The sequence below is a fragment of the Allobosea sp. Root381 genome, from assembly GCF_001429395.1.
GTDB lineage: Bacteria > Pseudomonadota > Alphaproteobacteria > Rhizobiales > Beijerinckiaceae > Allobosea.
Genome location: NZ_LMJT01000041.1, coordinates 17,891 through 41,011 on the forward strand (window position 1 = coordinate 17,891; position 23,121 = coordinate 41,011).

35 protein-coding genes and 1 tRNA gene are annotated in these 23,121 nt (G+C 63.5%); 14 read left to right on the forward strand and 22 right to left on the reverse strand.

Annotation, left to right across the window (positions count from 1 at the left end; all coding sequences use genetic code 11):
- Window positions 1-293: 293 nt before the first annotated feature.
- From ASE63_RS21420 to ASE63_RS21430, 3 genes are read right to left on the reverse strand one after another with little or no spacing between them, the layout of a single operon-like run.
- Complete coding sequence (locus ASE63_RS21420; protein WP_056806375.1) at window positions 294-557, reverse strand: hypothetical protein; 264 nt, start codon at window positions 555-557, stop codon at window positions 294-296.
- Between the two features lie 11 nt (window positions 558-568).
- On the reverse strand, window positions 569-961 hold the full coding sequence (locus tag ASE63_RS21425) for a hypothetical protein (RefSeq protein WP_056806378.1): 393 nt from the start codon (window positions 959-961) through the stop codon (window positions 569-571).
- Window positions 958-1,179 carry a hypothetical protein gene (locus ASE63_RS21430; RefSeq protein ID WP_056806381.1) on the reverse strand — a complete coding sequence of 74 codons (222 nt, stop codon included), beginning with the start codon at window positions 1,177-1,179 and terminating at the stop codon, window positions 958-960. Before ASE63_RS21430 ends, ASE63_RS21425 begins: the two co-directional genes overlap by 4 nt.
- Window positions 1,180-1,238: 59 nt before the next feature.
- Between ASE63_RS21430 and ASE63_RS21435 the strand changes: the two genes are divergently transcribed.
- The 3 genes from ASE63_RS21435 (at window position 1,239) to ASE63_RS21445 (ending at window position 3,399) form a co-directional block, all read left to right on the forward strand.
- Complete coding sequence (locus tag ASE63_RS21435) at window positions 1,239-1,493, forward strand: hypothetical protein (RefSeq protein WP_056806384.1); 255 nt, start codon at window positions 1,239-1,241, stop codon at window positions 1,491-1,493.
- 94 nt (window positions 1,494-1,587) lie between these two features.
- Complete coding sequence (locus ASE63_RS26970) at window positions 1,588-2,394, forward strand: class I SAM-dependent methyltransferase (RefSeq protein ID WP_082610182.1); 807 nt, start codon at window positions 1,588-1,590, stop codon at window positions 2,392-2,394.
- Between the two features lie 180 nt (window positions 2,395-2,574).
- Entirely contained in the window at window positions 2,575-3,399 is an 825-nt protein-coding gene (locus ASE63_RS21445; RefSeq protein WP_082610183.1) for an FkbM family methyltransferase, read from the forward strand.
- Between the two features lie 13 nt (window positions 3,400-3,412).
- Here the strand turns inward: ASE63_RS21445 and ASE63_RS21450 are convergent, their stop codons facing one another.
- From ASE63_RS21450 to ASE63_RS21525, 16 genes are all read right to left on the reverse strand, one after another.
- The gene (locus ASE63_RS21450; protein WP_162261817.1) at window positions 3,413-4,006 is read right to left on the reverse strand and encodes a methyltransferase domain-containing protein; all 594 of its coding nucleotides are present in this window, start codon (window positions 4,004-4,006) and stop codon (window positions 3,413-3,415) included.
- A gap of 176 nt (window positions 4,007-4,182) precedes the next feature.
- Window positions 4,183-5,121, reverse strand: coding sequence for a glycosyltransferase family A protein (locus tag ASE63_RS21455; RefSeq protein WP_056806394.1), 939 nt, complete (start codon window positions 5,119-5,121; stop codon window positions 4,183-4,185).
- A complete protein-coding gene (locus ASE63_RS21460; protein WP_056806396.1) occupies window positions 5,115-6,266 on the reverse strand; it encodes a glycosyltransferase in 1,152 nt (383 codons plus the stop codon). The genes ASE63_RS21455 and ASE63_RS21460 overlap by 7 nt, the downstream gene beginning before the upstream one ends.
- The gene (locus ASE63_RS21465) at window positions 6,263-7,072 is read right to left on the reverse strand and encodes a glycosyltransferase family 2 protein (RefSeq protein WP_156410529.1); all 810 of its coding nucleotides are present in this window, start codon (window positions 7,070-7,072) and stop codon (window positions 6,263-6,265) included. The genes ASE63_RS21460 and ASE63_RS21465 overlap by 4 nt, the downstream gene beginning before the upstream one ends.
- Before the next feature lie 87 nt (window positions 7,073-7,159).
- Window positions 7,160-7,888: a heparin lyase I family protein gene (locus tag ASE63_RS26975; RefSeq protein WP_082610185.1), complete on the reverse strand. Its 729-nt coding sequence runs from the start codon at window positions 7,886-7,888 to the stop codon at window positions 7,160-7,162.
- Window positions 7,889-7,991: 103 nt separating this feature from the next.
- Window positions 7,992-8,366, reverse strand: coding sequence for a hypothetical protein (locus ASE63_RS21470; protein ID WP_156410530.1), 375 nt, complete (start codon window positions 8,364-8,366; stop codon window positions 7,992-7,994).
- A gap of 117 nt (window positions 8,367-8,483) precedes the next feature.
- Entirely contained in the window at window positions 8,484-8,726 is a 243-nt protein-coding gene (locus ASE63_RS21475) for a hypothetical protein (RefSeq protein ID WP_156410531.1), read from the reverse strand.
- Entirely contained in the window at window positions 8,723-9,568 is an 846-nt protein-coding gene (locus ASE63_RS21480) for a glycoside hydrolase family 108 protein (RefSeq protein WP_056806407.1), read from the reverse strand. Before ASE63_RS21480 ends, ASE63_RS21475 begins: the two co-directional genes overlap by 4 nt.
- 66 nt (window positions 9,569-9,634) lie before the next feature.
- Window positions 9,635-10,513, reverse strand: coding sequence for a GDSL-type esterase/lipase family protein (locus ASE63_RS21485; protein ID WP_162261818.1), 879 nt, complete (start codon window positions 10,511-10,513; stop codon window positions 9,635-9,637).
- A 46-nt stretch (window positions 10,514-10,559) separates the two neighbouring features.
- Complete coding sequence (locus ASE63_RS21490; protein WP_056806411.1) at window positions 10,560-11,519, reverse strand: hypothetical protein; 960 nt, start codon at window positions 11,517-11,519, stop codon at window positions 10,560-10,562.
- A gap of 24 nt (window positions 11,520-11,543) precedes the next feature.
- Window positions 11,544-11,699, reverse strand: a complete 156-nt coding sequence (locus ASE63_RS21495; protein WP_156410532.1) for a hypothetical protein — start codon at window positions 11,697-11,699, stop codon at window positions 11,544-11,546.
- A gap of 62 nt (window positions 11,700-11,761) precedes the next feature.
- Window positions 11,762-12,040, reverse strand: a complete 279-nt coding sequence (locus ASE63_RS21500) for a hypothetical protein (RefSeq protein WP_056806418.1) — start codon at window positions 12,038-12,040, stop codon at window positions 11,762-11,764.
- Window positions 12,041-12,087: 47 nt separating this feature from the next.
- Window positions 12,088-12,564, reverse strand: coding sequence for a hypothetical protein (locus ASE63_RS21505; RefSeq protein WP_056806421.1), 477 nt, complete (start codon window positions 12,562-12,564; stop codon window positions 12,088-12,090).
- 7 nt (window positions 12,565-12,571) lie between these two features.
- The gene (locus ASE63_RS21510) at window positions 12,572-14,656 is read right to left on the reverse strand and encodes a phage tail protein (RefSeq protein ID WP_056806424.1); all 2,085 of its coding nucleotides are present in this window, start codon (window positions 14,654-14,656) and stop codon (window positions 12,572-12,574) included.
- Between the two features lie 397 nt (window positions 14,657-15,053).
- The gene (locus ASE63_RS21520; protein WP_056806430.1) at window positions 15,054-15,617 is read right to left on the reverse strand and encodes a hypothetical protein; all 564 of its coding nucleotides are present in this window, start codon (window positions 15,615-15,617) and stop codon (window positions 15,054-15,056) included.
- On the reverse strand, window positions 15,614-16,555 hold the full coding sequence (locus ASE63_RS21525) for a hypothetical protein (protein WP_056806433.1): 942 nt from the start codon (window positions 16,553-16,555) through the stop codon (window positions 15,614-15,616). The genes ASE63_RS21520 and ASE63_RS21525 overlap by 4 nt, the downstream gene beginning before the upstream one ends.
- A 94-nt stretch (window positions 16,556-16,649) precedes the next feature.
- On the opposite strand from ASE63_RS21525, the gene ASE63_RS21535 reads away from it, so the two are divergent.
- Complete coding sequence (locus ASE63_RS21535; protein ID WP_156410533.1) at window positions 16,650-17,597, forward strand: hypothetical protein; 948 nt, start codon at window positions 16,650-16,652, stop codon at window positions 17,595-17,597.
- On the opposite strand, the gene ASE63_RS27550 is transcribed toward ASE63_RS21535, so the two are convergent.
- Window positions 17,572-17,811 (reverse strand): hypothetical protein, encoded by a 240-nt coding sequence (locus ASE63_RS27550; protein ID WP_156410534.1) that lies wholly within the window; start codon window positions 17,809-17,811, stop codon window positions 17,572-17,574. The two genes, ASE63_RS21535 and ASE63_RS27550, sit on opposite strands and share 26 nt — an antisense overlap.
- Before the next feature lie 175 nt (window positions 17,812-17,986).
- Here ASE63_RS27550 and ASE63_RS21540 point away from each other — a divergent pair, with 175 nt between their 5' ends.
- From ASE63_RS21540 to ASE63_RS21585, 10 genes are all read left to right on the forward strand, one after another.
- A complete protein-coding gene (locus ASE63_RS21540; protein ID WP_056806438.1) occupies window positions 17,987-18,385 on the forward strand; it encodes a hypothetical protein in 399 nt (132 codons plus the stop codon).
- Window positions 18,382-18,606 (forward strand): hypothetical protein, encoded by a 225-nt coding sequence (locus ASE63_RS21545; RefSeq protein ID WP_056806441.1) that lies wholly within the window; start codon window positions 18,382-18,384, stop codon window positions 18,604-18,606. The genes ASE63_RS21540 and ASE63_RS21545 overlap by 4 nt, the downstream gene beginning before the upstream one ends.
- A gap of 68 nt (window positions 18,607-18,674) precedes the next feature.
- Window positions 18,675-19,220, forward strand: a complete 546-nt coding sequence (locus ASE63_RS21550; protein ID WP_156410535.1) for a hypothetical protein — start codon at window positions 18,675-18,677, stop codon at window positions 19,218-19,220.
- A complete protein-coding gene (locus ASE63_RS21555; RefSeq protein ID WP_056806447.1) occupies window positions 19,214-19,699 on the forward strand; it encodes a hypothetical protein in 486 nt (161 codons plus the stop codon). Before ASE63_RS21550 ends, ASE63_RS21555 begins: the two co-directional genes overlap by 7 nt.
- 26 nt (window positions 19,700-19,725) lie before the next feature.
- Window positions 19,726-19,968 (forward strand): DUF2312 domain-containing protein, encoded by a 243-nt coding sequence (locus tag ASE63_RS21560; RefSeq protein ID WP_056807407.1) that lies wholly within the window; start codon window positions 19,726-19,728, stop codon window positions 19,966-19,968.
- A complete protein-coding gene (locus tag ASE63_RS21565) occupies window positions 19,965-20,366 on the forward strand; it encodes a hypothetical protein (RefSeq protein WP_056806450.1) in 402 nt (133 codons plus the stop codon). The genes ASE63_RS21560 and ASE63_RS21565 overlap by 4 nt, the downstream gene beginning before the upstream one ends.
- Complete coding sequence (locus tag ASE63_RS21570; RefSeq protein ID WP_056806453.1) at window positions 20,363-20,683, forward strand: MerR family transcriptional regulator; 321 nt, start codon at window positions 20,363-20,365, stop codon at window positions 20,681-20,683. Before ASE63_RS21565 ends, ASE63_RS21570 begins: the two co-directional genes overlap by 4 nt.
- Complete coding sequence (locus tag ASE63_RS21575) at window positions 20,680-20,946, forward strand: hypothetical protein (RefSeq protein ID WP_056806456.1); 267 nt, start codon at window positions 20,680-20,682, stop codon at window positions 20,944-20,946. Before ASE63_RS21570 ends, ASE63_RS21575 begins: the two co-directional genes overlap by 4 nt.
- Window positions 20,947-20,983: 37 nt before the next feature.
- Entirely contained in the window at window positions 20,984-21,175 is a 192-nt protein-coding gene (locus tag ASE63_RS21580) for a hypothetical protein (RefSeq protein WP_056806458.1), read from the forward strand.
- A gap of 8 nt (window positions 21,176-21,183) precedes the next feature.
- A complete protein-coding gene (locus tag ASE63_RS21585) occupies window positions 21,184-22,281 on the forward strand; it encodes a tyrosine-type recombinase/integrase (protein WP_056807410.1) in 1,098 nt (365 codons plus the stop codon).
- 8 nt (window positions 22,282-22,289) lie between these two features.
- Here the strand turns inward: ASE63_RS21585 and ASE63_RS21590 are convergent.
- Together ASE63_RS21590 and ASE63_RS21595 are read right to left on the reverse strand one after the other, a co-directional pair.
- A tRNA-Tyr gene (locus ASE63_RS21590) sits at window positions 22,290-22,374 on the reverse strand.
- Between the two features lie 125 nt (window positions 22,375-22,499).
- Window positions 22,500-23,072, reverse strand: a complete 573-nt coding sequence (locus ASE63_RS21595; protein ID WP_056806462.1) for an AAA family ATPase — start codon at window positions 23,070-23,072, stop codon at window positions 22,500-22,502.
- Window positions 23,073-23,121 lie beyond the last annotated feature (49 nt).

Sequence of the window (23,121 nt, forward strand, 5' to 3'; positions counted from 1 at the left end):
TGCGTACCGAATCCGAGCCGAGCAAGCTCCAGACGCCTCGTTGACACACACTGGCGGACAGGGCGGGATTAGCACCAGTTCGTTTATGCCCATTTCATTGAGGTTTCATGCCGTATCGTTAGACGAATTGTTGCACGTTCTGTTGTACGAAAACGGACCTCACCCCGGCCGCCAGTCACGCGCCAGGAGAGGATGAAGACGAAGCCGGCGAGCATGCCGATGGCAGTGACAAGCAGGCTGTCCGATTTCAGCCGTCGCTCGAACGGGCCCGGCTCGTCCATGGCGAACGCCGCTCAGAACCGGGCTTCACGCGTCCGGCCGCGAGCCTCGAATTCCTTGCGGAGCTTACGGGTGTAGGGCACGGTCCTGTCGCCACAGGTCGGGCAGCGGTAGCTTTTCATCGACGCGATCAGCGTCAGCACGATCCAGACGATCAGCCAGACGCCAAGGGTCACCAGCGTCAGCAGCAGATGCAGCACATGCGCCGGCTTCTGCTTCGTCGCCAGCACCGGCGCCTCGCATGTCCGGCAATAGGCCCGTTCGGTCTTCTCGCCCATGATTCCCCCGCCTATTTGTCCGAGTCACCGCCGACGCGTTTTCGCTTTTCTCGGCGTGAGGGCTCGGCCGGCAGCATGTCCTCCTTGCCGCCATCGATCAAGGTGAGGCCGGACATACTGGGCGGCAGGTCGGGCGGGCCGGGCCGATACAGGTCCGGACAATAGCCGCCGCACTTCATCCCGTACTTTTGCGGCTTGCGAGCCGGGTTGCTTGCCGACCACCAGCAGCCGGCGATGAACTGGCTTTCGAGCCAACCCAGTGAAGCGTTCGGGCCGTGAGCCGCGGCGAGCACCGCTAGCCGGACATTGGCGGCGCGCCTGCACACCATGCAGGCGAAGCGGACAACCACATAGGGATATGCGCGCAGCAGCGTGTCTCGATCCGGCGTTTCACGGCCGCTCACGGTTCTTCGTCGGGTGCCGGCGGCCGCGCACCATATGAGAACAGCCCGCGCAGGAAGCCGCGCGACACCGAGCGATCGGCATCTGCCAGCAGGACCGTCATGTCATGCAGCAGCGCACGGATCGCAGCGCGCTCCGAGCCATGCTCGGCGATCAGATCGTCGATCTCGCACTCGATTTCCGTCTGCGGATCGGTGTCCTCCAGGCGTTCGGCCGTCATCGCTTGCGTCCTCGAAATTGAGAACGTAATGAGAACAAACCAACTCGGAGAGTCAAGCCATGGCGAGCGTCGACACCTTCTTCCTTCAGCCCTTCAAGACGCATCGGAAGCGTCTGGTTCCAGGCCAGCGCGTGCCCGCCAAGACGAAGCAACACGCCCTCAATGAAGGCGAGCGGCTGGGCCGCACGGCCGAGGGTGTCGCGGTGATCCACGTCACCGCCGACGATGAAACCGGCGAGGTCAGCGCGCTCGACGTGCTGGCGCGTCATGGCGCGATCCCGGAGGAGTTCGAGGAGCAGATCCGGGCGCTATAACGCCGAACGCGCGCAAGTCGGGGGCGTGGGCTAGTTGGGAGCGAATGGCGATGCTATGCGGACGCCCTCGCTCCTATGACCGAAAGGGACGTCGGTGGATCAAGATAGCCTTGCGACGCTGGACCGTTATCTGACCGAACAGTATGTCAATGTAGAGGGATGGTGCTGGGAATATAACTGGCAACCCATTCAGTTCCTAGCACAACGACAATCTGAGCTTTCTCAGCACATAGGGCCGGTTGCAGAGATCGGCGTTTTTCACGGCAAATTCTTCATCGGCCTAAACCTCCTCAAGGCGAAGAGTCGATTTACGCACACTGTAATCGATGTGTTTGACATGCAACAATTCTCCATGTCTGGAGAAGGAAAACGAATTCGTGTTCCTAAAAATATAAGCGATCAGCAACTCGATAAATTTAAGTTTAATGCTGTTTCCGCCGGCATAGATGTTGATGCTTTATGCATTATCAAGTCCGATAGCACAAATCTACTTAGTCGCGAGATTGAAGCTGCCATAAATAATTACTCTAAATTCTCTTTTTTCAGCGTCGATGGGTGCCACGAATTTACGCACGCATACAGCGACTTAAATCTTGCGATGGAGATGACGGACCATAACGGCATCATATTTATGGACGATTATTTGCACGCTCGATGGCCAGGTGTTCATGAGGCCGTCGCCAAGATGATGTTCTGCGGCGCGCCCCGCTTCGTACCCCTGTACTACGTGCACAACAAGCTGGCGATGTGCCACGTCAACCTTCACAATGACTATCTGGAAGGCCTATTCAGGTTCCTTACAGAGAGGCACCCGGCGACAACAGTCCGAAGGGTGACGCGATATGGCTGGCCCACTCTCACAATCGAGCCAAAATCCGGATCGCCCGTCCTGGCCCTATAGGCCGTCTGCATTTGGCGATCGAAGTCGTCGATCAGCAAGAGATTACGGACGCCGCGTATGAGACGCTAGCCAAGGCGCAGCAGCGCCAGATTTCGGGCAAAAGAGACAGCCTCTCAGGTCGGCTTGGCACTCCGCTAGCAGCATGTTAGCGCAGAGTTCACACTGCCTGAGGGGGAATAGATGCGCATCCAGATACCTTCGCGTCCGGGACGCGAAATGCCTGCACTCTCGACGCTCGATCTGAGAGAGGCCAATTGGAGCGCAATCGTCAGAATGATGAGAGACACAGGCCTTTCCGGTTATGAGCCGGAAACGATGGCCGCGGCCTGCGCAGTGATCGATCGCCTGGGCGCTCGCGACATCTTGGACATCGGCGCCAACATTGGCATCTTTTCGCTGGTCCTGAAGGCAATCTATGGCGATAAAATCGCGGTCACCGCGTTTGAGCCGACACCGGAGATTGCGCTCAAGGCGGAGAGAATCGCTGCGAGCAACAACCTGAATATCGGTTTGCATAAGGCTGCTGTGGGAGCCGAGGAAGGCACCGCGACGCTCTACCTTTCCAACGCCTCCGACGCTTCTAACTCACTGAATTCGGAGTTCAGGAAGCCAATTGGCACGGTTGACGTGCCCCTGACGACGATTGACGCAATCACTTCGTCAATTCCGGCACCGCAGCTGATCAAGATCGACACGGAGACGACGGAGCCTGACGTTCTTGCCGGCGGCCTGACCTTCATCAGGAACACGCGCCCCTGGATAATCTGCGAGGTGCTTTACAGCGTGACTGAGGAGCAAATCCGATCGGTGATCGAATCGATCGGATACTATCCCTACGCGTTGCGCGGAGTTGCACTGCAGGAACCTGACGCGATCCTAGGCGACAAGGAGAACAGGTTCCGGGATTACCTATTTGCTCCCGAGAAGCCAGACGCTGCTTTCAACGAAGCCTATCTCGACTGGGTAGCCGCTTTCAGCAAGGCTGGTCTGGCTCCGGCGACCTAGCTTCAAGCTTCTGCTAGGGCCGCAGCTTCAGATCATCTTTACCAAGCACGAAGAAATTGTGGCTTGAGATGCCGCGCCATGCGAGTTCGGGGATGCCCAGATCCCGGAGCTCGTCGGCGGTGGCGAGTTGATCAAGATCCGTCACCGCAAGCGGAAAGAGCATACCGATCGTCCGCTCAATGTCCTCGCGCCCGAACCGGCGGACGTGATCGTTCTGGAAGAACCGCTTCTCACGCTCCGTCGGCGTAAGACGGCCTAGATCCGACTCGTAGTATCCATGATGGATCGGGACGCAAAACACATGGAAGCCGGTCGGCTTAATGGCGCGATGCAGATGGTACAGTACCGCCGTCTCATTACACGGCAGGTGCTCCATCACATGTGAATGCAGAACCAGATCATAGGCTTCGCCCGGCAAGCCCTCGACATCTGTCACCAGGTCCATGCGGCGGACGTCAAGATCCGCTGCATACCGCGACGGATCGATATCATAGCTCTCGTAACCGTCGCCCACCGTAGCCTTGAGATAGCGCCCGATTCCCGTCTCAGGCGCGAGGTGCATGACGCGCATACCCGCTCGAACCAAACCCTTGGCGTCGAGGATCAACTTCAGAGCTCGCGTTCGCTCCACTGAGCCGCAATCCACACACATGGCGAGAGCACGGCCGTTGAAGTCCTTAAAGCTGTGCGAGCCGCAGAGATTGCAAATGCTCATAAAGACAAATTCCCAAGTAAAGACAGCCGGCTCGGCGACCGTTTAAGGACGTACATTAGTGCGATGACTCAATCCAAATGACGCGCTACAAGGCGCTCAATCTCGGCCCGATGTCCAGTATCGGTGATCGATGCGATCTCGTTAGCCAAACGATCGGTAAAATCGGCAGGGCCGAATTTAGCAGCCAAGGCCCGGCATCTCCACATATCGTCCCATCGCTTGTTCGAATGGTAGAAATTGGAGATTTCCCAGTAACGCCTCGGCACATACTCGTCGAAAATGCCCCGCGACTGCATTTCGTGCCCGTACGTGTTGCGCATAAAGTCAAAGCTTTCCTCGACTTTTTTACCGTCACGTTGTGTTGAGAAGTGATATTGCACCGCCGGCTCATCTGCATCCGTTGAAACCAGCATGCGCTCGCTGGAAAGAAGATACCGGAGCAGCCAGTCGGTATCCTCCGAGCGGTGCAGAGCCTCATTAAACGGGCCGACTTCTCGATAGGAGGCCGTCGCTGTCATTGACGCCCATAGGTACGCCCGGAATTCGCCAGTCAGGATATGCTTGATCGGATCCTTGAAATATTTCGAGAAATCATAGCGCTTCCTATCGATCCACACGGGCGCGAAGGTCATCAGATAGGTGTCGCCGGGGTAAGTCTTATTGATCATGTGCCAGACCAATAGGTACTGGTATTGTCTGTCCAGCTTGTCTGGTCGATAGTAATCGTCGGCATCCAGCCAAGTCAGGTGATCAAATCGAGCATTTGCGACGATGACATTGCGCGCCGCCGCAACACCACCGTTGGGGACCCGGATAAGGCGAACGATATCGGGATGCATCAACTGGTAGCTGAGAGCGATGTTTGCGGTTGTATCGTCACTGCCGTCATCGACCACTATGATCTCGAACGGCAGCTTGATCGTCTGCGAGAGAGCGCTGTCAATGGCGCGCTCAAGGGTCCTGCGCGCATTGAATGCAGGCAAGCCAATTGTGACGCCGTTCAGCATGCGAGCCCCTCAGATCGAGCGCGAGCAATTTCTTTCGCCCATTGATCATAAACATGGCGTGGAGCGAAACGCTCGACGGACTGGCGCCCGGCTTCTCCGAGTTTTTGGCGTAGAGCGGGATCAGACGCAAGCTGGTCAATGGCGACGGCCAGAGCATTGACGCTGCGCTCGACCAGAGTGCCGTTCTCGCCAGAGGTGAGCAGCCAGTTGACCCCCGGACAATCCTCGAAGCCAATTGCGGGAAGACCGGCAGCCATCGCCTCGGTCAGCGCCAATCCCCAGCCCTCATAGAATGAAGGAATCACGAAGACGTCTGCATCCTCTAACTCAATGTCCGGATTATCCGTTTGGCCACGCAGAAACACCTGCCGTTGGGCCATCAAGCGTCGCACCAATCGAAGCAGCGCCTCCTCTTCCGGGCCAGATCCAAAGATGTGTAGATCCCAGCCTTCCTTGTAAGCCTGCGACGCGCAGAAGGCTTCGATCAACAGCGAGAAGCCTTTCTGTGGAACCAAGCGGCCCAGGCCGATGATCTTCCTGCGGCAGCTCCGCGGGCGCGAGGGCGTCTTGAGTGGTACGGCATTCGGAATGACCACGGATTTCTGACGGACGAATTCAGGCATCCTTTCAGGGAAAGCCGGCATCAGGAAATGGACAGTCCTTGCCCGCCTCAGGAGTTCGATCCTGAGATGTCGATCGACCTCGTCGCTGCCGTGCTTCCCAGAGTAATAATCGATCTCCGGGTCGTTCTGATTCGTGACAATGATGGGATACTCATATCCCAGCTCGTAGAGCAAAAACGTCGCCGTGTGCGGCATGAAGGTGAGGATGACGTCCGGATTGATCGCTCGGATGCTATGGCCCCACTTCTTTCGCAGCGAACGATTCGCTTTCGCCCAGGCGCGAATGCCAGGGTCGGGCTCGATCTCGCCGAGAAGGTCCGCGCCGACGTTGGTGCCGTCGACGGGACACACGATCTTGACCGACTGGCTGACCGGGAATGCCGGTGTCTCGCCGTGCTTTGTCTCCGAGAGAATATATACCTGATGGCCCGCGGTAATGAGCCAATTGGCCATATCGCTCATATTTCGCTCGGCGCCGCCGGAGAGCCCGAGAAAATGCTTGTTCGCGAGAACAACCCTCACGATGCGAAATCCTCTTTGAAGCTGTCGATATACCCCTGAACGGACACCCTGACCGCGTCCGGATCGACGCCGGCCTCCGTGTAGGCCTCGAGGTGCTTGTCGATCACGGCCATCATGCAGGAGCGAACGACGTCTGCATCCCGCCCACCCCGGGCGAAGTTGAAAATGGCCAATGGCGGGCTTGGCAGAAATTCGATCCACCCGCCCAACCGGAAGAAACGGATCAAATAATCCCAATCCTGCGCCCTCTTTAGCGCTGGATCGAAATCACCGATCTGTCGCTTGAAGGCCGTTTGCATGATGGCGAGCTGCGAAATCGGTGTGTTATCGCCCTTGAGCACGCGCGCAAGCCCATAGCCGGCCTCGCCGTAGCCGACGTAGAAATTCTTGACTCGTTCCGTGCCCTTGTCGAGATCGACGTGGTGGATGTTTCCACAAACCATCAGCTTTGAGACATCGCGTCCGGCTTCGCGCAGGGAGGTGATGCGATCGAACTGACGCTGAAGCTTGTCCGGATACCACTCGTCGTCGGCATCGAGCATCGCATACCATTCGCCTCGGGCGTTTGCCGACAGGGTGCTCCGAGCAGCGGGCCGGCCCAGATTTCTTTCATGCTGGATCAGCCGGACTTGCGGATAGCGCTCAGTCAGCCTCCGCACGGCATCCGGCGTCCCGTCTGTGGAGCCATCGTCCACGACCAGAATCTCATACGGTCCTGACCATGACTGGTTGAGAACAGAGGCGATGGCCCGGTGGATTGCGGAACGTTCGTTGTAAACAGGAATACCAATCGTCAGCTCGAGCATTCGCACCTCGCCTCCCGCGCGGGACGCGGTATACCGGGTTTGATGAAAATTGGAACAGCTACGACATCCCAAAGACGTGCGCAGATTTCAGCCCGCCAGATTCAGACGGAAATTACGGATCGTGGAACAGAAAGGTCCGGGTTGGGGCGAGGGCTCGCCATAGATTCCTAGTTTAAGAAAAGGCGGAGACTCGTCATTGAAGGCGTTCGGCCCGCTGCGGCGACCAACAAGCTTGCCGTCTTTGAAAGCCTCGGCCTCACCTGACCCATCGAGCGCGAGCCGATATCGAAGGTGGAACGCAATCCATTTTGACGCCTCGGCCCCTTGCCCGCGGAAGACGCGATATCCCTGAATTGAGGAGCCCGGTCCGATGCAGCCATTGGCAGCTGGCTTTGAAATGCTGTTAGGATCAAAGGCGCCGCCAAGATCCATCGCATCTCCGGGGAGCGAGCGCAGCGCTGCCATTGGACAGCGCCACTGCTCTCCGGCATCCGGTCGCGAATGGATCTGGAACAGGATAACAGCCGCCGTTGGATTGGCGGCCGCCTCGTTCAGCTTCAATTCGAAGCGCAAGTCGAGAAACCTCTGCCTGATGTCAGGGCCGGTGAGATAGACTTCGCAGCGCCTGACTTCCTTGGTCATCTCTCGTACGCAGAGCGTAACCGAGTTGTCCGATGCGTTTCGTTGAATCGTGCCGCGATCACAGTCTGTCTTGACGGTCCAACCAGGGAGCAATTCTCCGCCGGGCAAGGGACTCTCAGCACGGGGAGCCAACGGCCAGAGCAGCATCGCAAGCAGAACACCGACGATCAACATCACCCCAGCCCTCGCCGAACAAAAAATGCCCGCCACCCCAACTGGAGCGGCGGGCACAGCATAGAATATCAACGGCCTGAAGACAGCAGCCCGCCAGGAGTTATCAGGACTGCGAAGCGTCCGATCGCGGCGGATAGAAGGGCGGCGGCGGCCCGTCGCGCCAGCGCCGCGCCCATCGGATCAGCGCGTCGCAGATCGTCATGCCGACCAGCCCCAGCGAGAAGCCGAGCGAGCCCTCGATGTCGCCATAGGGATAGCTCCACAAGTCGAGCCATTTGCGGGCGATCGGCGCCGCCAGCGGCGTCCCGTAGCCGGCAACGGCGGCGCCGACGACGGCGGAGCTGATGCGCTGCGTCCAGGAGAAGCCATGCGATACGAGGCCCCGGACGAGGCCGCCGAAGACGCCGGCGACGGCATGGGCCGACTTCACTCCGATCAGGGCATGCAGCCAGTCGGCAGGGGGAGGCAGGTCGGCCATCAGCGGGCACTCCATCCGCAGGCGCCGACGCCTCGCGCGTTGTGCTGGTCGATCTGCGTCCGCGTCTCGGCCGTGTCGCCGCTCGAGCCGTGGATCGCACGGAAGATCCGGCAGCCGTCAGTCGCGGTCGAACTGACGCACCCGGCTGCGATCAGCGCCACCGCGCAGGCGATCGACTTCCCTCTGAGCCGCATTGGCGGCCTCCTTCTGCTGGTGTTCGAATTCGAGGCGCACAGCCGCCTCGCCCTGGCGGCGCTGGTCGCAGCCATAGAGCCCGATGCCGAGGGCGAGCGCCGCCACGGCCCAGGCCTGCCAGGGCAAGGAGCGAACGGCAGTTAGAAGCGCGAGAACCGTGCTCACGCCGGCACCGCGACGTCGAGCGCGTCGGCCAGCGCCGCCGCCTTCCGCTGCGCCAGCAGGCGCCAGACGATGCCGCCGATCGTGACGATCGCGCCGGTGACGACCAGCGCCGCGACGACGTTCGCGATGACGGGGCTGCCGCCGGCGAGCGGCGCCAGCGCGTCCTGCGCCTGCTGCAGCGCGCCGCCGAGGCCGCCCGTCGCGAGACCGCCTCCGATCGCCGCATCGCCGCCAGCCGGCGAGGCCGGAAGCTTCGCCTGGTCGAGCGTCGCCTTGGCGTTGCCGCCCTGGCAGAAGACCGGCTCCGGGCCGACGCTGCCGCAGGCCCAGGCCTGCCCGGTCGCCTCGACGCCGGCGACCCGACGCGACCAGCCACGGCCGAAGTCGGTCCAGGTCCGCAGCGCCCGTAGGAAGGTCATGCGGCGGGCGCAGATCGCAGCGATCAGCGCATCATGGTCGGGATAGGCTGCCACGGCCGCCAGCGTCGCCTCGCCGATCTGGCCATCGACACGCACGGTCCCGAGCGCCCGCTGCAGCCACTTGACGCTTTGCGCCGGCCCGGAATTGACCGCGCCGTCGAAGACGACATAGTCGACGCCGGCCGGCAGATCATCGCCGCGGATCACGTCCCAGTACTGCACGCGGTAGATCTCGTCGCGCTCGGCCGGCTCCATCAGGAACACGTCGCGCCGCGGCCGGCCCTTGCGGCTGCGATAGCCGTCATAGACGCGCTGGATAACCCCCTGGTTGGTGCGCCCGCCGGGGTCGCGGGGATGATCGACCTTGCCGCCCTCATGGACGAGGACATGCTTCAGCGCCTTCGCGTAGAGATGCGACGTCATGGATTACTCCGGGCATGAAAAAGCCCGCGCTAGGCGGGCGGGGTACGGCGTAACGGCAGGCTATGCTCACCCAGCCGTAAGCAACCGGGCATCGAGCCGGAACCGCGCCAAATGGCCGGCATCGCCGAGATGCAAATCGTCGCTTGCCAGAGGATCGGTGCCGGCAAGATCGCCAGCCTTCAGTTCCGCGTTAAAATCCACAAAGGCAAAGCCCTTTCGGGCACACATCGCGCCAAGAGCGCGCGAAACCTCGGAGGCGGTGAAGTAGTATGTGGCCGAACCACCCTGCTCGCTGTTGGCTCGCGCAATAGGCGGCGAGTAGACGACAGGCTGGATGCCTTCTCGATTGGCCAACAGCCAGGTCACGATCGATTCGACATTATCGGCAACCTTGCTTGGCTGACGCGGCGAGCTCGTCGCACTCCGGTCGTTCGTCCCGAGCATGATCATCGCGTGGGTGGCGCCCGCCGGGACGGCGCCAGACAGCAACGCGCCGCCCGAGAGCCACTGGCCTGACGCCGTACCGATGAGGCCCTGATTGAGGACCTCGACGGATCGATAATGCTCGATCGCCTCCAGCCGCAGCGCGATCGACGTCGAATTATTGATGATCCGGACATCGTGGCGGCCAAAGTCAACCTCCACAAGCTCGGAAAACCCAAAGGCTGCGGGCGATTGATAATGCGAGATATCTTCAGACACTGGGACACCATCGACGACGACATCGAAAGTGCCCGCCGGATCAACGTTGAGCTTGGCGAAGCGGATGGCGAACTTGTCGCCCACGAAGGAAAAGCGCAGCTCCTGGCTCGGCTGGATGTTGATCTCCTTCGCCAACGCAGACCCGCTATTTCCCGGGTCAGAAGCGGACGGCGAGGTGACCTTTACACCGCTCGCAGTGAGATAGACGCCGAAGGCAGGATGGCGGATCGGATCGACCAGCACCGGATCGACATAGCGGCCTGAGCCGGCCTGCGGCTCAGTAAGGCCGTTACCTGTAACCCAGCCACTTGCGCAGCAGGTTGGCCCAGCTTGCGCTRCTGAGATTGTCCCTCACGTCGGAYAGAGCATGGCCGCGCGGCTCGGTCGTGCTGTTGCCAGTCGCTGACATGCCCCAGGTATTCGAATCCCCGATGAGGACGAGAAGGATACTGCGAAGATCGTCCTGCAGAGCGCTACGGAGATCGTCGATAGCGTTGTTGTTGGCGACGACCTGAAGCATGTCGACGTCGCCACGCAACTCGTCGACCATCTGGGCGAGTTGAAACGAGCGCCGTGGACGAACGCAATGACGCCAGTTCGGATAGCCCGTGCGCTCGACCGTAATCGCGCTGCGGCTCCACGAGGCCCAGAAGCCGGTGAGATAGAAATTGCTGGTGCGGGCGCCGGCATCGTTGATGCCGAAGTCGATGCGCACGATTTGCTTGCCGGCGGTTACGGGGGCGGCGGCATGATATCGGCGGACATTGGTCGCGACGACCTCAAAGGCGCCAGGGGCCGCACTGAGCTGCACCTGCTGGCTGGTGCCGTCGAGGAATCGAAGAAAGGCGTGCAGGGCGCCCGCACTCGTACCGAACGTCCAGCCACCATCGGATGATTTCACCAGCACCGAGAGAAAGACATAGCCGCCGGCCGCAAGTGGCGAGACCTCGGCCACGACAAGGTTGCCCGACCCGCCATCCGCCGCAAGGACAGAGAGCGCCGTCGCGCAGCCAAGCGCGTTGAGATAGGCGTCCACGATCTGCGTGAACCGCGCTCGATAGCTCGCCGTCGAGGCATAATCCGGGACGAAAAGCTTGACGTCCTTGGCGCCCTCTGCGAGCGAGCCGTTCTCGTATAGATTGGCCAGCGTCGAGCCGACCGCCGTGTTGTTCGCCTCGGCGATCGCACTATTCAACTTGCCGCGCGACAGCGGCCCCTCCTCGGTGGCACCGAGTGGATCAATAGCCATGGCGATGTCCTGTGGTTGGGAAGTCTAGAAGCTCTCGACGAGCGTCAGGCTCGGATTGCCGAACCTGCCGAGATCGAGGGAGAGGTCACCGTCGCCGAGATCCTGAAGGACGCAGCGCAGGCGGAGGTTCTTGAAATCGGCGATAGCRCCGCCCGAAACGGCCGAACGCAACGGTGGCATGATCTTGACCTGCCATGATCCCGCCSGGCGGCTGGTCATCGTCCATGGCGACTGGCCCGCGCTCAAGGCGAGGTCGGGTCGGGCAGCCAGGGCGAACCGACATCGTCATCACCCGGCTCGTCCACCACCTCCGTGATGAGATGCAGCCGGTCGCCGCCGAGCGAGAAATGATATCCCGGCGCGATGGTGACGCCGCCGGCGAAGAGGTTGATCGTGGTCGCCCGCAGCGCCGTGGCATCGGCGATCGTGACGGAGGAGCCGACAGCCAGAGCACCTGGCGCCCGGTACATGTCACACAGAGCGAAGATCATCTCCTCGCCCTGGCGCAGCCGGGCGAGCATCGCACGATAGGCCGCKGCCTTCTCGCGCGTGTTGACGACGAGACCGGTCAGCGGAACATGCCAGAACCCGGCATCACCGATGACACGCTGCTCACGGCCGGTCGGCGAGCGCCCTCCCGTACCTCCGTGATGAGATGCAGCCGGTCGCCGCCGAGCGAGAAATGATATCCCGGCGCGATGGTGACGCCGCCGGCGAAGAGGTTGATCGTGGTCGCCCGCGGCGCCGTGGCATCGGCGATCGTGACGGAGGAGCCGACAGCCAGAGCACCTGGCGCCCGGTACATGTCGCACAGAGCGAAGATCATCTCCTCGCCCTGGCGCAGCCGGGCGAGCATCGCACGATAGGCCGCGGCCTTCTCGCGCGTGTTGACGACGAGACCGGTCAGCGGAACATGCCAGAACCCGGCATCACCGATGACACGCTGCTCACGGCCGGTCGGCGAGCGCCCTCCCGTKGCAGCCAGATTGCGCAGCACCGGCTCACCCGCGCGGGCGCGCAGGGCTGAATTCCATGTGATCGTCATGCCGAGGTCAGCTCACCGTCGCGGAGATCGGGCCCGTCGTGCTCGATGCGTCACCCAGCCCGGAGCGATTCAGGGCGCGGGCCCAATAGTCGTATGTTCCAGCAGAGAGGCCGCTATCGACCATGTCATAGGCTTGGTTCGGCGACAGGTTCACCGTTGCCACAATGGAGGCCGAGCCAAAGCCGGCGCCTGAAGTCGCGCGGTAGAGCCGAACAGCGCCGAGGTTGGGGCTGCCCGGGGCCGTCCAGGCCAGCAAGACCTGGCCGGTGCCGCCATTGGCGACGAAGCCCAGAGGCTGCCCGGTCAGAAGATCATCGGCAACAGCCGTGAGCGGTCCGGCCGGCGTCCAGTCCGAGACGGCGCCCCCCACCGCAAAGCGCACCTGGAACTCATATGACGCGCCGTCGCTGAGCAGCGGCGTCCAGGCTTTGAGGCCATCTGCGTCGAGCGCCATCGGCGCCCAGTCGCCAAGCCCCGCGCGGGCATACTGAGCCTCGGCCACGACATCGGCACGCGACGACGCATCCCAAGACAGCCCGAGGCGAACACCGACCTGGCCCGCGATATTCGGGCGGTCGAAATGCGTGATGAGGCCAGTCGGGGCGGCGATAGCTTGGATCTGGCCGATCGGCGCCGGCGCAATCGGCTTCGGCGGCTCCTCAACCGCCGCGTTCCAGCTCCATGCGCTCTGTGGCATCGCGCGGAAGCCGAGATCGCAGCCGGAGACATCGCCGCGCAGGGTGAAGGCCTCAATCTCGCAAGGCGCGTTCATCAGCGGGTTGAGCCCATCGCCCAGCGGATCATAGGTGATGTCGACCGCCTTCTCGCCCAGGACGTCGAGCGGCATCAGGTCGGTGGCGATCGAGCCCTTCCAGAGCGGGTTGTCGCGCGCCATCATGATCTTGGCGAGCCGAGCAGCCTGGGTATATTCCGGCACCATCACCAGATCGCGGACTTCCTCGATCACGCCGATTGCTGCCTGGGAAGGGAGATCGTCGCGCGGCGCCAGTTCGGTCGGCTGGTAGTAGTTGTTCGGCTCGGTGTAGCTGACCTTCAGCCGGTTGTAGCTGTCGAGCTTGTCATTACCCTGCGTCAGTGCCGCGCCGGTGATGTGCTGCGACGGGATGTTGATCAGCGGACCCGTCCATGCGCCGTCGCGGATGCCGATCTTGCCGGATGGCCCCTGATAGAGCGTCGCGTCGCAGGTCGAACACAGCCGCGCCAGCGCAGCCTGCGGCTCCTCGTCGAAGCCGATCGTGCCCCAGGTGCGATATCGCGCGACCGGCGTGCCGTCCTTACGCGGCACGTTCTCCGAGCAGCGCAGATGAAACGCCTGGAAGCTCGGCACATCGATCTGACTGAGATGGCGGCGATAGCCGTCCGGGCTGCGCAGATAATCGAGGATGACGGCGCCCGAGTTGTCGTTCCAGAGCCATGTTCCGGGGTTCTCGGGATCCTGACCCGGCGCGGTCACGTCCCAGATTTTCTTCCCGCGGACAGTGAAACGCAGATTGGTGTAGGCGCCCTGCGGATAGACCAGCTGGCGGTCCTTCTCCTTAACGCCCTTGAAGACGACGCAGACATGGGCGATGCCACGCAGCCGATGATCGGCCGTCCATGTCTCGGGGAAATTGGTGGTCAGCAGCAGCGCCGCCGTCTGGCCGGGCGTGCCGAGGTGGCGCTCGAAGAAGACGGTATAGAGCGGATAGTCGATGACGTTGCCGCCGGCCTCGCCGAGGTCCGTGGTCACCTTGCGGTCGCCGATCCAGTATTCGGCGATGCCGTCGATCTCATGCGAGCAGAGCATGAGAGACTGAAACAGCGCTCCATAGCGGGCATCCCAGAAAGCCCGCGTGCCGCCGACCATGGCCTGCCCATAGATGAAGCGCCGCGGCCCCATCGCTTCGTTCAGCGTGGCCTGCTGGCGCTCGCGCAACGGCTTCTGGGCCGACAGCGTCTGCATCGCATAGCTCGCGCCGACCAGCGCGCCGGTGATGACGATCGAACCGACGACATAAGCAGCTGTGGCAGAAGCCGCGAGCGTAGTGGCCCCGACCGTGGTCAGGACAGCCGCCCCAACAGCAACTGGCATTAGATTCTCCAGGCTAGCAGGGGCGTAGCGGGAATAATCGCTAGACCCTCAAGTGATTTCAGCGCCCACTTGTCGCCGAGACAGAGCGCCCCCATCGTTCCGGCGGCCGTATCGATCAGGCCAACATCGCCGAGAACAGGAACCCCGGTTTCCTCCAGCCCAGCGGCGGACATCACCCGTCGAGCCAGAGCCAGAAGCCCGCCTTCGCCCCGTAGAAGGCGGGCACAGGAGAGCTCGTCGCGATAGCGTGCACTCACTCCGACCAAAGGGCTGATCCCGCGTTCGGCCGCGACCCAGGCACAGGGCCAGGCGCAGCAATCCCGCGTGCGCCATACGAAGGGCAAGCGGACGCCGTCCGCCATGAACGCGGCGAGCCGCTCGGACCGTGTCGACATGGTCAGGAGGGCCAGCTGATCGTCTTGCCAGGCAGGCTCGCCACGAACTGGCAGCCGAGATCGCCCGGGTAACGTGCTTGCTGGTCGGCGTCCGTATAATAGCCGTGGGGAGGCTTGCGCCGCCCAGCCCAGATGTTCTCGGCGGTGAGTTCGACCGTGTAGACGCCGTCGGCACCGGCCTTGTAGGTCATCACGTCGAGCGTGCCGCTCCAGGCATGGCGCCGCGGCCCGCGCAGCGTCCAATCCTCATTGAAGAGTTGCACGAAGACCGCGCAGTCACGCCCCTTCACCCGGTCCGACTGCTGCTGCGCAAGCGTCATGATCCGCGGATCGACGCCGGAGAGCGAGAAGCTGACCTGCTGCGACGCCGTGCCCAGCGGCATCGCCAGCCCCGAAATCCCGGTGACGCCGGAAGTGCCTTCCCAGAACTGCCCGTCGGACGTCTGGAGCGGACCAAAGCCGGTCCAGTAGAAGCGCGGGTCGCCGACGAAGTCGAACCAGGCTAGCAGCGCCAGCCGCGCGACCGGGCCCGTGACGGCCGCGGCATCGGCCCCGAGGAAGCTCACGAGCCGGACCGCTGATGCTGCTTGCTGAGCAGGCCCGGCATCTCGGCCTTCAGCATCGCATTGTTCTGCGCCAGAATGGCGCGGAACTGCCCTTCCGACATCTGCGAGCCGCGCGCGTCGATCTGATAGGTCGGGGCCAGGGTGAGGGAGCCGGACGAACGGCCGCCGGCGGCCGAGGGGATACGCGGCAGGATCCTGCCGGCCGTGTTCGGAACGAAGACCTCCGGGCGTTTCTCGCCGACAACATAGGCCTTGCCGGCCGAGACGGGACCGCCCTTTTCGCGGAAGCCGCTGATCAGACCGCCGATAAGGCCGCCGACATTACCGTTGCTTCCCGCCGTCCCGAAGATGCCGGCGAGCGGGCCGGAACCCATCAGCGCTGCCTGCAGCGCCGCCTTGGCGAGCTGCTTGATCAGATTCTTCAGGACGTCCTCTGCCTTCTCGCCGTTCAGGATCAGATCGCTGAGCGAATCCGTGATGGCGTCTCCGAAGAAGCGCTGCGCCTCCTGCGCAGCCTCGAGCGACCTGGTGACCTCCTCGACCCGGACCTTCGCGTTGGCGTAGCCCGTGGCCGCCTGCTCGATCTTCAGACGCATTTCGTCGGTGATCGGGATGTTCGCCTTTTTCGCCGCCGTTTCGAGCTCCAGCGCAGCACGCGCCTTCTCGCGCTCGAAAGTGCTCTTGCCGACCATGTCGGCCTCGAGATGCAGCGCCTTGGTGCGCTTCTCGATCTGGATCAGCTCTTTCTCATAGGCGTCGAGCTTCGCCCTTGAGGAGCCGCCGCCGGCGCCGCCCGTGTCGCCGGGAACCTTGTAATCGGCTAGGCTGATCGGCGGGCGTTTGCGGACCGAGACGGCGAGCGGGGCCGAGCTCGTGCCGCGGCGGGATTCCCGCTCGAGCTCACTCAGCTGGTCGAGACGTGTGATCGCCGCCGCCATAGGAGACAGGCACGGGCTGGCGAACGACGGGCAAGAAGTCCGAGGCCGAGAGCGGGATTCCGTTCTCCTGAGCGTAAGCGAGGAGGATCAGGTGATGCTTTTGGGGGATCAGCCCACCGGTACCGCCCTTGTCGCGGGGATGCTGCCACCGATAGGGTGCCGTGTAGGCTGCCCCGGTGATGGTGCTGACGACCTTCGGGCCGCCGAGACGCTCGATGATTGCTGCCGCCGGTTCCATGGCGGCAATACTTCTGTTTTTCCGAAATCCCTGTCAAGCGAGATTCAGGTTTTTCCCGATAGCAATAGCGTTCTGGAAAACAGAAACTCCGGCTCGATGAACCACGAGCTGATCGCCTGGATAAAGCGCGGACTGATGAACCCCGCGAAGTCGAAGGGAGGCATTGCCGCCGCCCTCGGTCGCTCCGCGTCGACCGTGACCGACATTCTCAAGGGCGAGCGCGCGATCAAGCTCGATGAGATCGGGCGGATAGCCGCTTACCTTGAACTCCCTCCGCCGGCCTTGCCGGGGGTGAGTTTGAGCGTCCCGCCAGAGGTTCAAGCTGCAACGGAAGGCAATCTGTTTCCGGTGACCGTTGCTGGCCCGGTGCAGGCTGGCGCGTTTCTGCCTATCGACGAGTATGATCAGTCGACCCCGGAGACCTTCTTTGAGCCGGTCGATCCTGAATTTCCGCGAGCGCGCCGAACGGCTTTTGATGTCATCGGCGACTCGATGAACCAGCTAGCGCCAATTCCAATCCTGCCCGGCTCGCGCCTGATCGCAGTCAACTATGAGGATATCGGGATTCCATTGCGGGACCGCATGGTTGTCGTCGTGCAGCAGGAGCGCGAAGCCGGTTTCCTGCGAGAGTGGTCGGTGAAGCAGGTCGAGCTGCTCGATGACGAGATCATTTTCCATCCGCGATCGAGCAATCCGCGTCATAAGCCGATCATAGTCAGGCGCGACCTGCAGGCTGATGACGGCAAGACGGTTACCGTCCTGGCTCTGGTGCGCGAGATCAAGAACAGAGTTCCTGTGTTCTGATCAAAGCGCCATTACAGAGATCCTTCACGCCGGTGACGGTCGCGATCGAACTCTCGCAGTCGCTGCATTTGAAGCGCTGGCTGCTCAGGAAATTGCTTTCCAGAAGCTCGTCGATATCCCCGGGGGCGTCATCTGCCTCTGGCGGGCACAGTGTCGTGCCGTAATCCTTCTGGCAGTTTAGGCAACGGACATAGACCTTAAACGCGATACTCACCGGTCACCTCCCAGCGGACTTCTGTTCTCATTGTGTTCACGGCTGGAGGAGAGTCAATTCGCCCCGTCTGACGCCTCCGCGCCTCCTGACAGAATCTGTCACTTCGACTTTACCCTTGACAGATTTCTGAATTCCCGAAATCAATACTCCATCGCAACCCGATGGAGGCCGCGCCTTGCTCTCCGCTCCCAACATCTACGTCCCGCGCCAGACGCACCCGGCCGTCGAGCTCGCCCGCCGCTACCGCCTTCGCCGCACGCTGCAGAGCTGCGCCGAGCTGGTCGCGGTCGGCCTGTTCTGCGGCGGCGTCCTGTCCTGGTCGTGGGTGGCCGAGCAGCATGTCCTGGCTTCCGCCCAGCCGGAGCCTGTCATGCTTGCCCACGCTACGCCCACCGCCCGCCCCGCCCGCAGCTCGGTCGCGGCCGACATGGCGGATTTCATCACCCGCCACACCGCATCGAATGGCGCGGTCACCCGCGACGACCTGCTGCTCGATTTCACTGACAGCCAGATCGACGAGCATCTCGAATCCGCCAAGCGCATCGCCCGCAACGCCGGCAAGGCCCGGCGATGAGCGGCGCCTTCATTGTCCCGGCGAAGCAGGTCCAGCCCGGCACCCAGCTTGTCTGCGATGGCGGCTTCACCTGTCTGGCAGATGGCCAACAGGTCACCGTTCAGGCCAGCCGCGGCGGCTCGCTCTACGTTCCGTGCGACTGCGGTCAGCATGACCTCGAGGGCCAACTCGATATGGCCGGCGAGAATTATATCGGCTTCATGCTGGCAGGTGACGCATGAGCGGCGCCGCGCCGGCCATCTCTGCGGCGCGTCCGGCGCGGGTTCTTCCGCCGGAGCGCCGCCTCACCATGTCGAAGCGCATCGCGCTCGGCTTCCTGCACACCGGCGCGCTCTTCCGCGAGCCGGGCGGCGTCTGGCGCTGCCGCGCCTTCCCGGCCGAGCGCGTGCTCGACAGCACGGCCCGGGCCCTGGAGCAGGACGGCCTCGCCCAGATGCAGGAATACGAGGGGCATCACGGCCAGCGCCGCGCCTGCCTCTCGCTCACTCTGGACGGCATCGCGCTCTATGCCCGCGCCGGCGGGCATCTCGCCGGCCGACGCCCGCCGCCCGTCCAGGCCGAGGGCGTGCTGCGCGAGACCGAACTCGCCCTCGGCGAGATGGCCGAGCAGGAAGCCCGCCTCGCCAAGGCGCTCGCCGCCATCGACTGCGAGGCCCGCGAAACCCGCGCCGCCTCGCAGCGGCTGGACGAGCGCATGGCCGCGATCGAGGCTGCCGCGAAGCGCATCGACCATGAGCGCGCCAGCCTCGCCACCAGCCGGCAGACGCTCGGCGCCTTCACCGTCCAGGCCGCCGAGCGGATTGGGGCGGCGGTATCAGAGGCGCAATCATGCTGACGCGCCGCTTCCTCCTCGCAGCCGCAGCTGTGACCTCTGTCGCCGCCGCGATCCCGAAGCCCGTTGCCGCGGCCATCTCGGGAGAAGCCCCGGCACGACTGCCCGCATGGGTCGTCGGGACACCCGGCGAATACAACTGGGAGATCATCCGAGCACGAACGGAAAGCAGGGCCATAAAGCTCTGGACCGCCGACAACTGCCAGCACGACTACGAGGAAGACGAAGACGGCAATCCCGAGAGCCCGTGCGAGTGCATGGCCTGCGCGTGGGAAGTTGGCGCCAGCCGCGTGCCCGAGTTCGACGAGATCACCCGCCCGACGCCGGGCGACTGGATGCGCGCCGGCCTTGGTCACACATGCAGCCGCTGCGGCGATGAAACTGACCCGCAGAATTCTGGTCACGCCATCGGCGACGAGGCCGTTTGCGATGACTGCCTGACGCCGGAGGAACGCGACTCGATCAGGGAGGCACTGGCGTGACCTATCCCAGCAATTCCGGAGGCGAGATGGACGATCCCGTTGCGGGCGACCAGCTGAAGTCCATCGTCGAGCGCATCGAGCGCCTCGAGGAGGAGAAGAAGACGATCGCGGACGACATCAAGGAGGTCTACGCCGAGGCCAAGGGCAACGGTTACGACACCAAGATCCTCCGCAAGGTCATCGCCATCCGCAAGCGCGACGCCAACGAGCGCGCCGAAGAGGAGGCGATCCTCGATCTCTACCTGCAGGCCGTGGGGGATCGGGCATGACGCGCCCCCTCCACATCCCTCTCACCCCCGGCCTGCCGGATGCCGGCGCCTCCGGCCAGTATCTCGGCCGGGACGCGAATGGCGCGGTCTACATCCTGCGCTGGCACGAGCGCGAGCAGTGCTGGGGCGCGCTCGGCTTCGCCAGCGACTGCGTCAGGCCCTGGGCCCATCTCATCCTGCTGCGCGGCCGCCGCGCCGGCTTCATCGTCGGCCATGCCGAGGGCCCGCCGCTCTCGGCCACGCGCCGCCTGGCCGAACGCTCCGCCATCAGCACGGCCGAGGACGAGCTGGTCAAGCCGCAGGACGCCGCCCCGCTCTGGCAGGGCCTGCTCTGGCCGGTCGGCCCGGCGCTCGGCGCCTTCGCCCTCGCCCTCCTCGCAAGCTGGAGCCTGTCATGACAGCACAGTCCGTCACGCACTCGATCACCGATCTCGCCGAGAGCTTCGGCACGACGCTCCGCGCGCTGCGCTTCTACGAGCAGCGCGGCCTGCTCCAGCCGGCGCGCGATGGCGCCAACCAGCGCATCTATTCCGAGGCCGACCGCGAGCGCGTCGCCGAGATCATGCTGATGCGCAAGCTCGGCTTCACCGTGCGCGAGATCAAGTCCGGCCGCTTCCCGCGCGAGAAATTCGCTGAGCAGCTCGCCCTCGCCCGCCGCCAGCGCGACGAGCTCGACCAGGTCATCGCCGAGCTCGAGCAGAGGGCCGCGGCATGAGCGACCGACCCGCTCTTCTCCAGAAGGAGCTGGATAAGCTCTTGTCGGAGTGCTTCACGCGGACGCAGCTGCACACCATGGCGATAAAGCAGCACATCGAGATGCGCCGCTTCTTCTTCGCCGGCGCCAAGGCGTTCTCCAGCCTCTTGCTGGAGAACGTGTCGGAAGGCGACGACCCCGCCGCCTCCGACATGGCGCTGCTGCAGGCGCTTCAGACCGAACTCGCCAACTTCGGCAAGGATGTCACGGAAGGGCGCGCCTGATGCTCGCGTGCCGCCCGATCAATGAGGCTGTCGGCTGATGCCCCGCACAGCCGCCAAGGTAACGCAGGCAGACATCGCCCGCACCGTCCGTGCGGTGGCGCAGGCGCGCGTACAGGCTGTGATCGAGGTGGCACCAGACGGCACCATCCGCGTCCTCATGGGCTCCTCTGCGCCGGTTGTGGCCGGTCCGGCGAAACAATTTGAGGCCGAGGAAGAGATCGTGATGTGATGGGGGACATGCCCCGCCCTCGCCCGCCCCATCTGCATACGGAGCTGACCCGGCACGGCCGGCGCGTCTGGTATTTTCGGCGCGGCAAGGGCGCGCGCATCCGAATCGACCATGACTATGGCTCTCCGGAGTTCATGGCGGCCTATGAAGCGGCCCTGGCCGGCGAGGCGCCGGCGAAGCCGGGCCGTGCTGCCGCCGGCACGCTGCGCTGGCTCTGGGATCGCTATCGCGAGAGCGCGGCCTGGGCCGAGCTCTCGCTCGCGACCCGCCGCCAGCGAGAGAACATCATGCGCGGCGTGCTTGATACGGCCGGCGACAAGCCCTTTGCCAAGATCACCCGCAAGACGATCGTCGCCGGGAAGGACCGCCGCAAGGCGACGCCGGCCATGGCCCGGCATTTCGTCGAAACGCAACGCGGATTGTTCCGCTGGGCGGTCGAGGCCGACTATGTGACCGAAGATCCGACGCGTGATGTGAAAATCGGCAAGGCGAAGACCGAGGGGCACCATACCTGGACGGATGATGAGTGCGACAGGTTCGAGGCGCGCTGGCCGCTCGGCACGCGTGAACGCCTCGCCTTCGACATCCTGCTCTATACCGGCTTCCGGCGCGGCGATGCCGCAATTTTTGGCAAGCAGCATGTCCGCAACGGCGTCATCTCGCTGCGCACCGAGAAGAGCCAGGGCGCCGTGCAGGTCGTCCTGCCCCTCCTCCCGCCCTTGGCCGAATCGATCGCCGCCACGAAGACCGGCGACCTGACCTTCATCGCCGATAAGAAGGGCCGCGGCCTTTCCAAGGAAGGCTTCGGAAACTGGTTCGCAGAGGCCTGTGTGGCAGCAGAGGTGCCTGGCCGTGCTCACGGCCTGCGCAAGGCCGGCGCGACGCGCGCCGCGAACAACGGCGCCAGCGAGTCGGAGCTGGAAGCGATCTTCGGTTGGCGCGGCGGCGGTATGGCCTCGCTCTACACGCGAAAAGCCAACCGGGAAAAGCTCGCCCGCAAGGCGGCGAATCTGCTGATGCCGGAACCAAAATCGAACGTCTATTCCCGCACCTCATCATCCGGTGCGGGAACCAAGCCGAATTCTGATGATAATTCAGGCGCCTAGAAAAAGGATGGTGGGGGAAGCAGGACTCGAACCTGCGAAGGCATAGCCAGCGGATTTACAGTCCGCCCCCTTTGCCGCTCGGGACATTCCCCCGCCTGCTCCAAACCGGCGCCAGGGCCGGGATCGACCGGTATGTCACTTTCGCGACGACCGGCAGGCGCGGCCGGACTTATGGTGACCGGGCCGCGCCATGTCAACGGCAAAAAGGCCGGGCTTGCTCATTCTCCCCGCTGCATTGGCGGGGCCAGCCCGAGATGCCCCATCACGAACGCGACCCGCGCCTCGACGCTGGCGCACGGCAGCTCGACGAGCTCATAGCCCTGCTCGGCGTAGGCGTTAGCGACCATTCGGCACGTCCGCTCCGCCTCGTCGAAATCCTGCCGCCGTTCCGCATCCTGGCCGAAGATGGCCTGCCATGGCGGTGCAAGCAGGACTTTGCGCGCATAGCGGCACCGCCCCATGGCCCGGCAGAGACGTTCGGGCACCGGCAGGCCGCAGAGCCCGAGATAGCCTGCAATGTCGGGAATGCCGCGGTCGAAGATCACCGGGCCTTGTCGTTCCTGCGCGTCGCGATGGGATTTGAGGTCGGCGGTCAACATCAGTTCCGCAAACAGCGCGCGATCCGCCCATGGCAGGCCGTTGCCTCCGGCCGCGCTTTGCGCCTGGATGACGGCGCGCCCGGCCTCGGGCATCGTCGCGAGGCCGCGCCCGGCCAAGGCTGCGATCAGCGTGGTCTTGCCGGCCCCCGGCCCGCCCGTCACGACGATGAATGCGTCGGAGCATGCGCTCATCTGGTTATTCTCCCCGTGATTGGTGAAAGCGAGGCGCGTGCGGGCTGGT

Excerpts from the sequence above, each read along its gene's own strand:
- ASE63_RS21420 (WP_056806375.1), bottom strand. The coding sequence starts at position 557 with ATGGGCGAGAAGACCGAACGGGCCTATTGCCGGACATGCGAGGCGCCG.
- ASE63_RS21430 (WP_056806381.1), bottom strand. The coding sequence starts at position 1,179 with ATGACGGCCGAACGCCTGGAGGACACCGATCCGCAGACGGAAATCGAG.
- ASE63_RS21435 (WP_056806384.1), top strand. The coding sequence starts at position 1,239 with ATGGCGAGCGTCGACACCTTCTTCCTTCAGCCCTTCAAGACGCATCGG.
- ASE63_RS21445 (WP_082610183.1), top strand. The coding sequence starts at position 2,575 with ATGCGCATCCAGATACCTTCGCGTCCGGGACGCGAAATGCCTGCACTC.
- ASE63_RS21455 (WP_056806394.1), bottom strand. The coding sequence starts at position 5,121 with ATGCTGAACGGCGTCACAATTGGCTTGCCTGCATTCAATGCGCGCAGG.
- ASE63_RS21465 (WP_156410529.1), bottom strand. The coding sequence starts at position 7,072 with ATGCTCGAGCTGACGATTGGTATTCCTGTTTACAACGAACGTTCCGCA.
- ASE63_RS26975 (WP_082610185.1), bottom strand. The coding sequence starts at position 7,888 with ATGTTGATCGTCGGTGTTCTGCTTGCGATGCTGCTCTGGCCGTTGGCT.
- ASE63_RS21470 (WP_156410530.1), bottom strand. The coding sequence starts at position 8,366 with ATGGCCGACCTGCCTCCCCCTGCCGACTGGCTGCATGCCCTGATCGGA.
- ASE63_RS21480 (WP_056806407.1), bottom strand. The coding sequence starts at position 9,568 with ATGACGTCGCATCTCTACGCGAAGGCGCTGAAGCATGTCCTCGTCCAT.
- ASE63_RS21500 (WP_056806418.1), bottom strand. The coding sequence starts at position 12,040 with ATGCTCGCCCGGCTGCGCCAGGGCGAGGAGATGATCTTCGCTCTGTGT.
- ASE63_RS21510 (WP_056806424.1), bottom strand. The coding sequence starts at position 14,656 with ATGCCAGTTGCTGTTGGGGCGGCTGTCCTGACCACGGTCGGGGCCACT.
- ASE63_RS21525 (WP_056806433.1), bottom strand. The coding sequence starts at position 16,555 with ATGGCGGCGGCGATCACACGTCTCGACCAGCTGAGTGAGCTCGAGCGG.
- ASE63_RS21535 (WP_156410533.1), top strand. The coding sequence starts at position 16,650 with ATGCTTTTGGGGGATCAGCCCACCGGTACCGCCCTTGTCGCGGGGATG.
- ASE63_RS21545 (WP_056806441.1), top strand. The coding sequence starts at position 18,382 with ATGAGCGGCGCCTTCATTGTCCCGGCGAAGCAGGTCCAGCCCGGCACC.
- ASE63_RS21550 (WP_156410535.1), top strand. The coding sequence starts at position 18,675 with ATGTCGAAGCGCATCGCGCTCGGCTTCCTGCACACCGGCGCGCTCTTC.
- ASE63_RS21555 (WP_056806447.1), top strand. The coding sequence starts at position 19,214 with ATGCTGACGCGCCGCTTCCTCCTCGCAGCCGCAGCTGTGACCTCTGTC.
- ASE63_RS21560 (WP_056807407.1), top strand. The coding sequence starts at position 19,726 with ATGGACGATCCCGTTGCGGGCGACCAGCTGAAGTCCATCGTCGAGCGC.
- ASE63_RS21565 (WP_056806450.1), top strand. The coding sequence starts at position 19,965 with ATGACGCGCCCCCTCCACATCCCTCTCACCCCCGGCCTGCCGGATGCC.
- ASE63_RS21570 (WP_056806453.1), top strand. The coding sequence starts at position 20,363 with ATGACAGCACAGTCCGTCACGCACTCGATCACCGATCTCGCCGAGAGC.
- ASE63_RS21575 (WP_056806456.1), top strand. The coding sequence starts at position 20,680 with ATGAGCGACCGACCCGCTCTTCTCCAGAAGGAGCTGGATAAGCTCTTG.
- ASE63_RS21580 (WP_056806458.1), top strand. The coding sequence starts at position 20,984 with ATGCCCCGCACAGCCGCCAAGGTAACGCAGGCAGACATCGCCCGCACC.
- ASE63_RS21585 (WP_056807410.1), top strand. The coding sequence starts at position 21,184 with ATGCCCCGCCCTCGCCCGCCCCATCTGCATACGGAGCTGACCCGGCAC.
- ASE63_RS21595 (WP_056806462.1), bottom strand. The coding sequence starts at position 23,072 with ATGAGCGCATGCTCCGACGCATTCATCGTCGTGACGGGCGGGCCGGGG.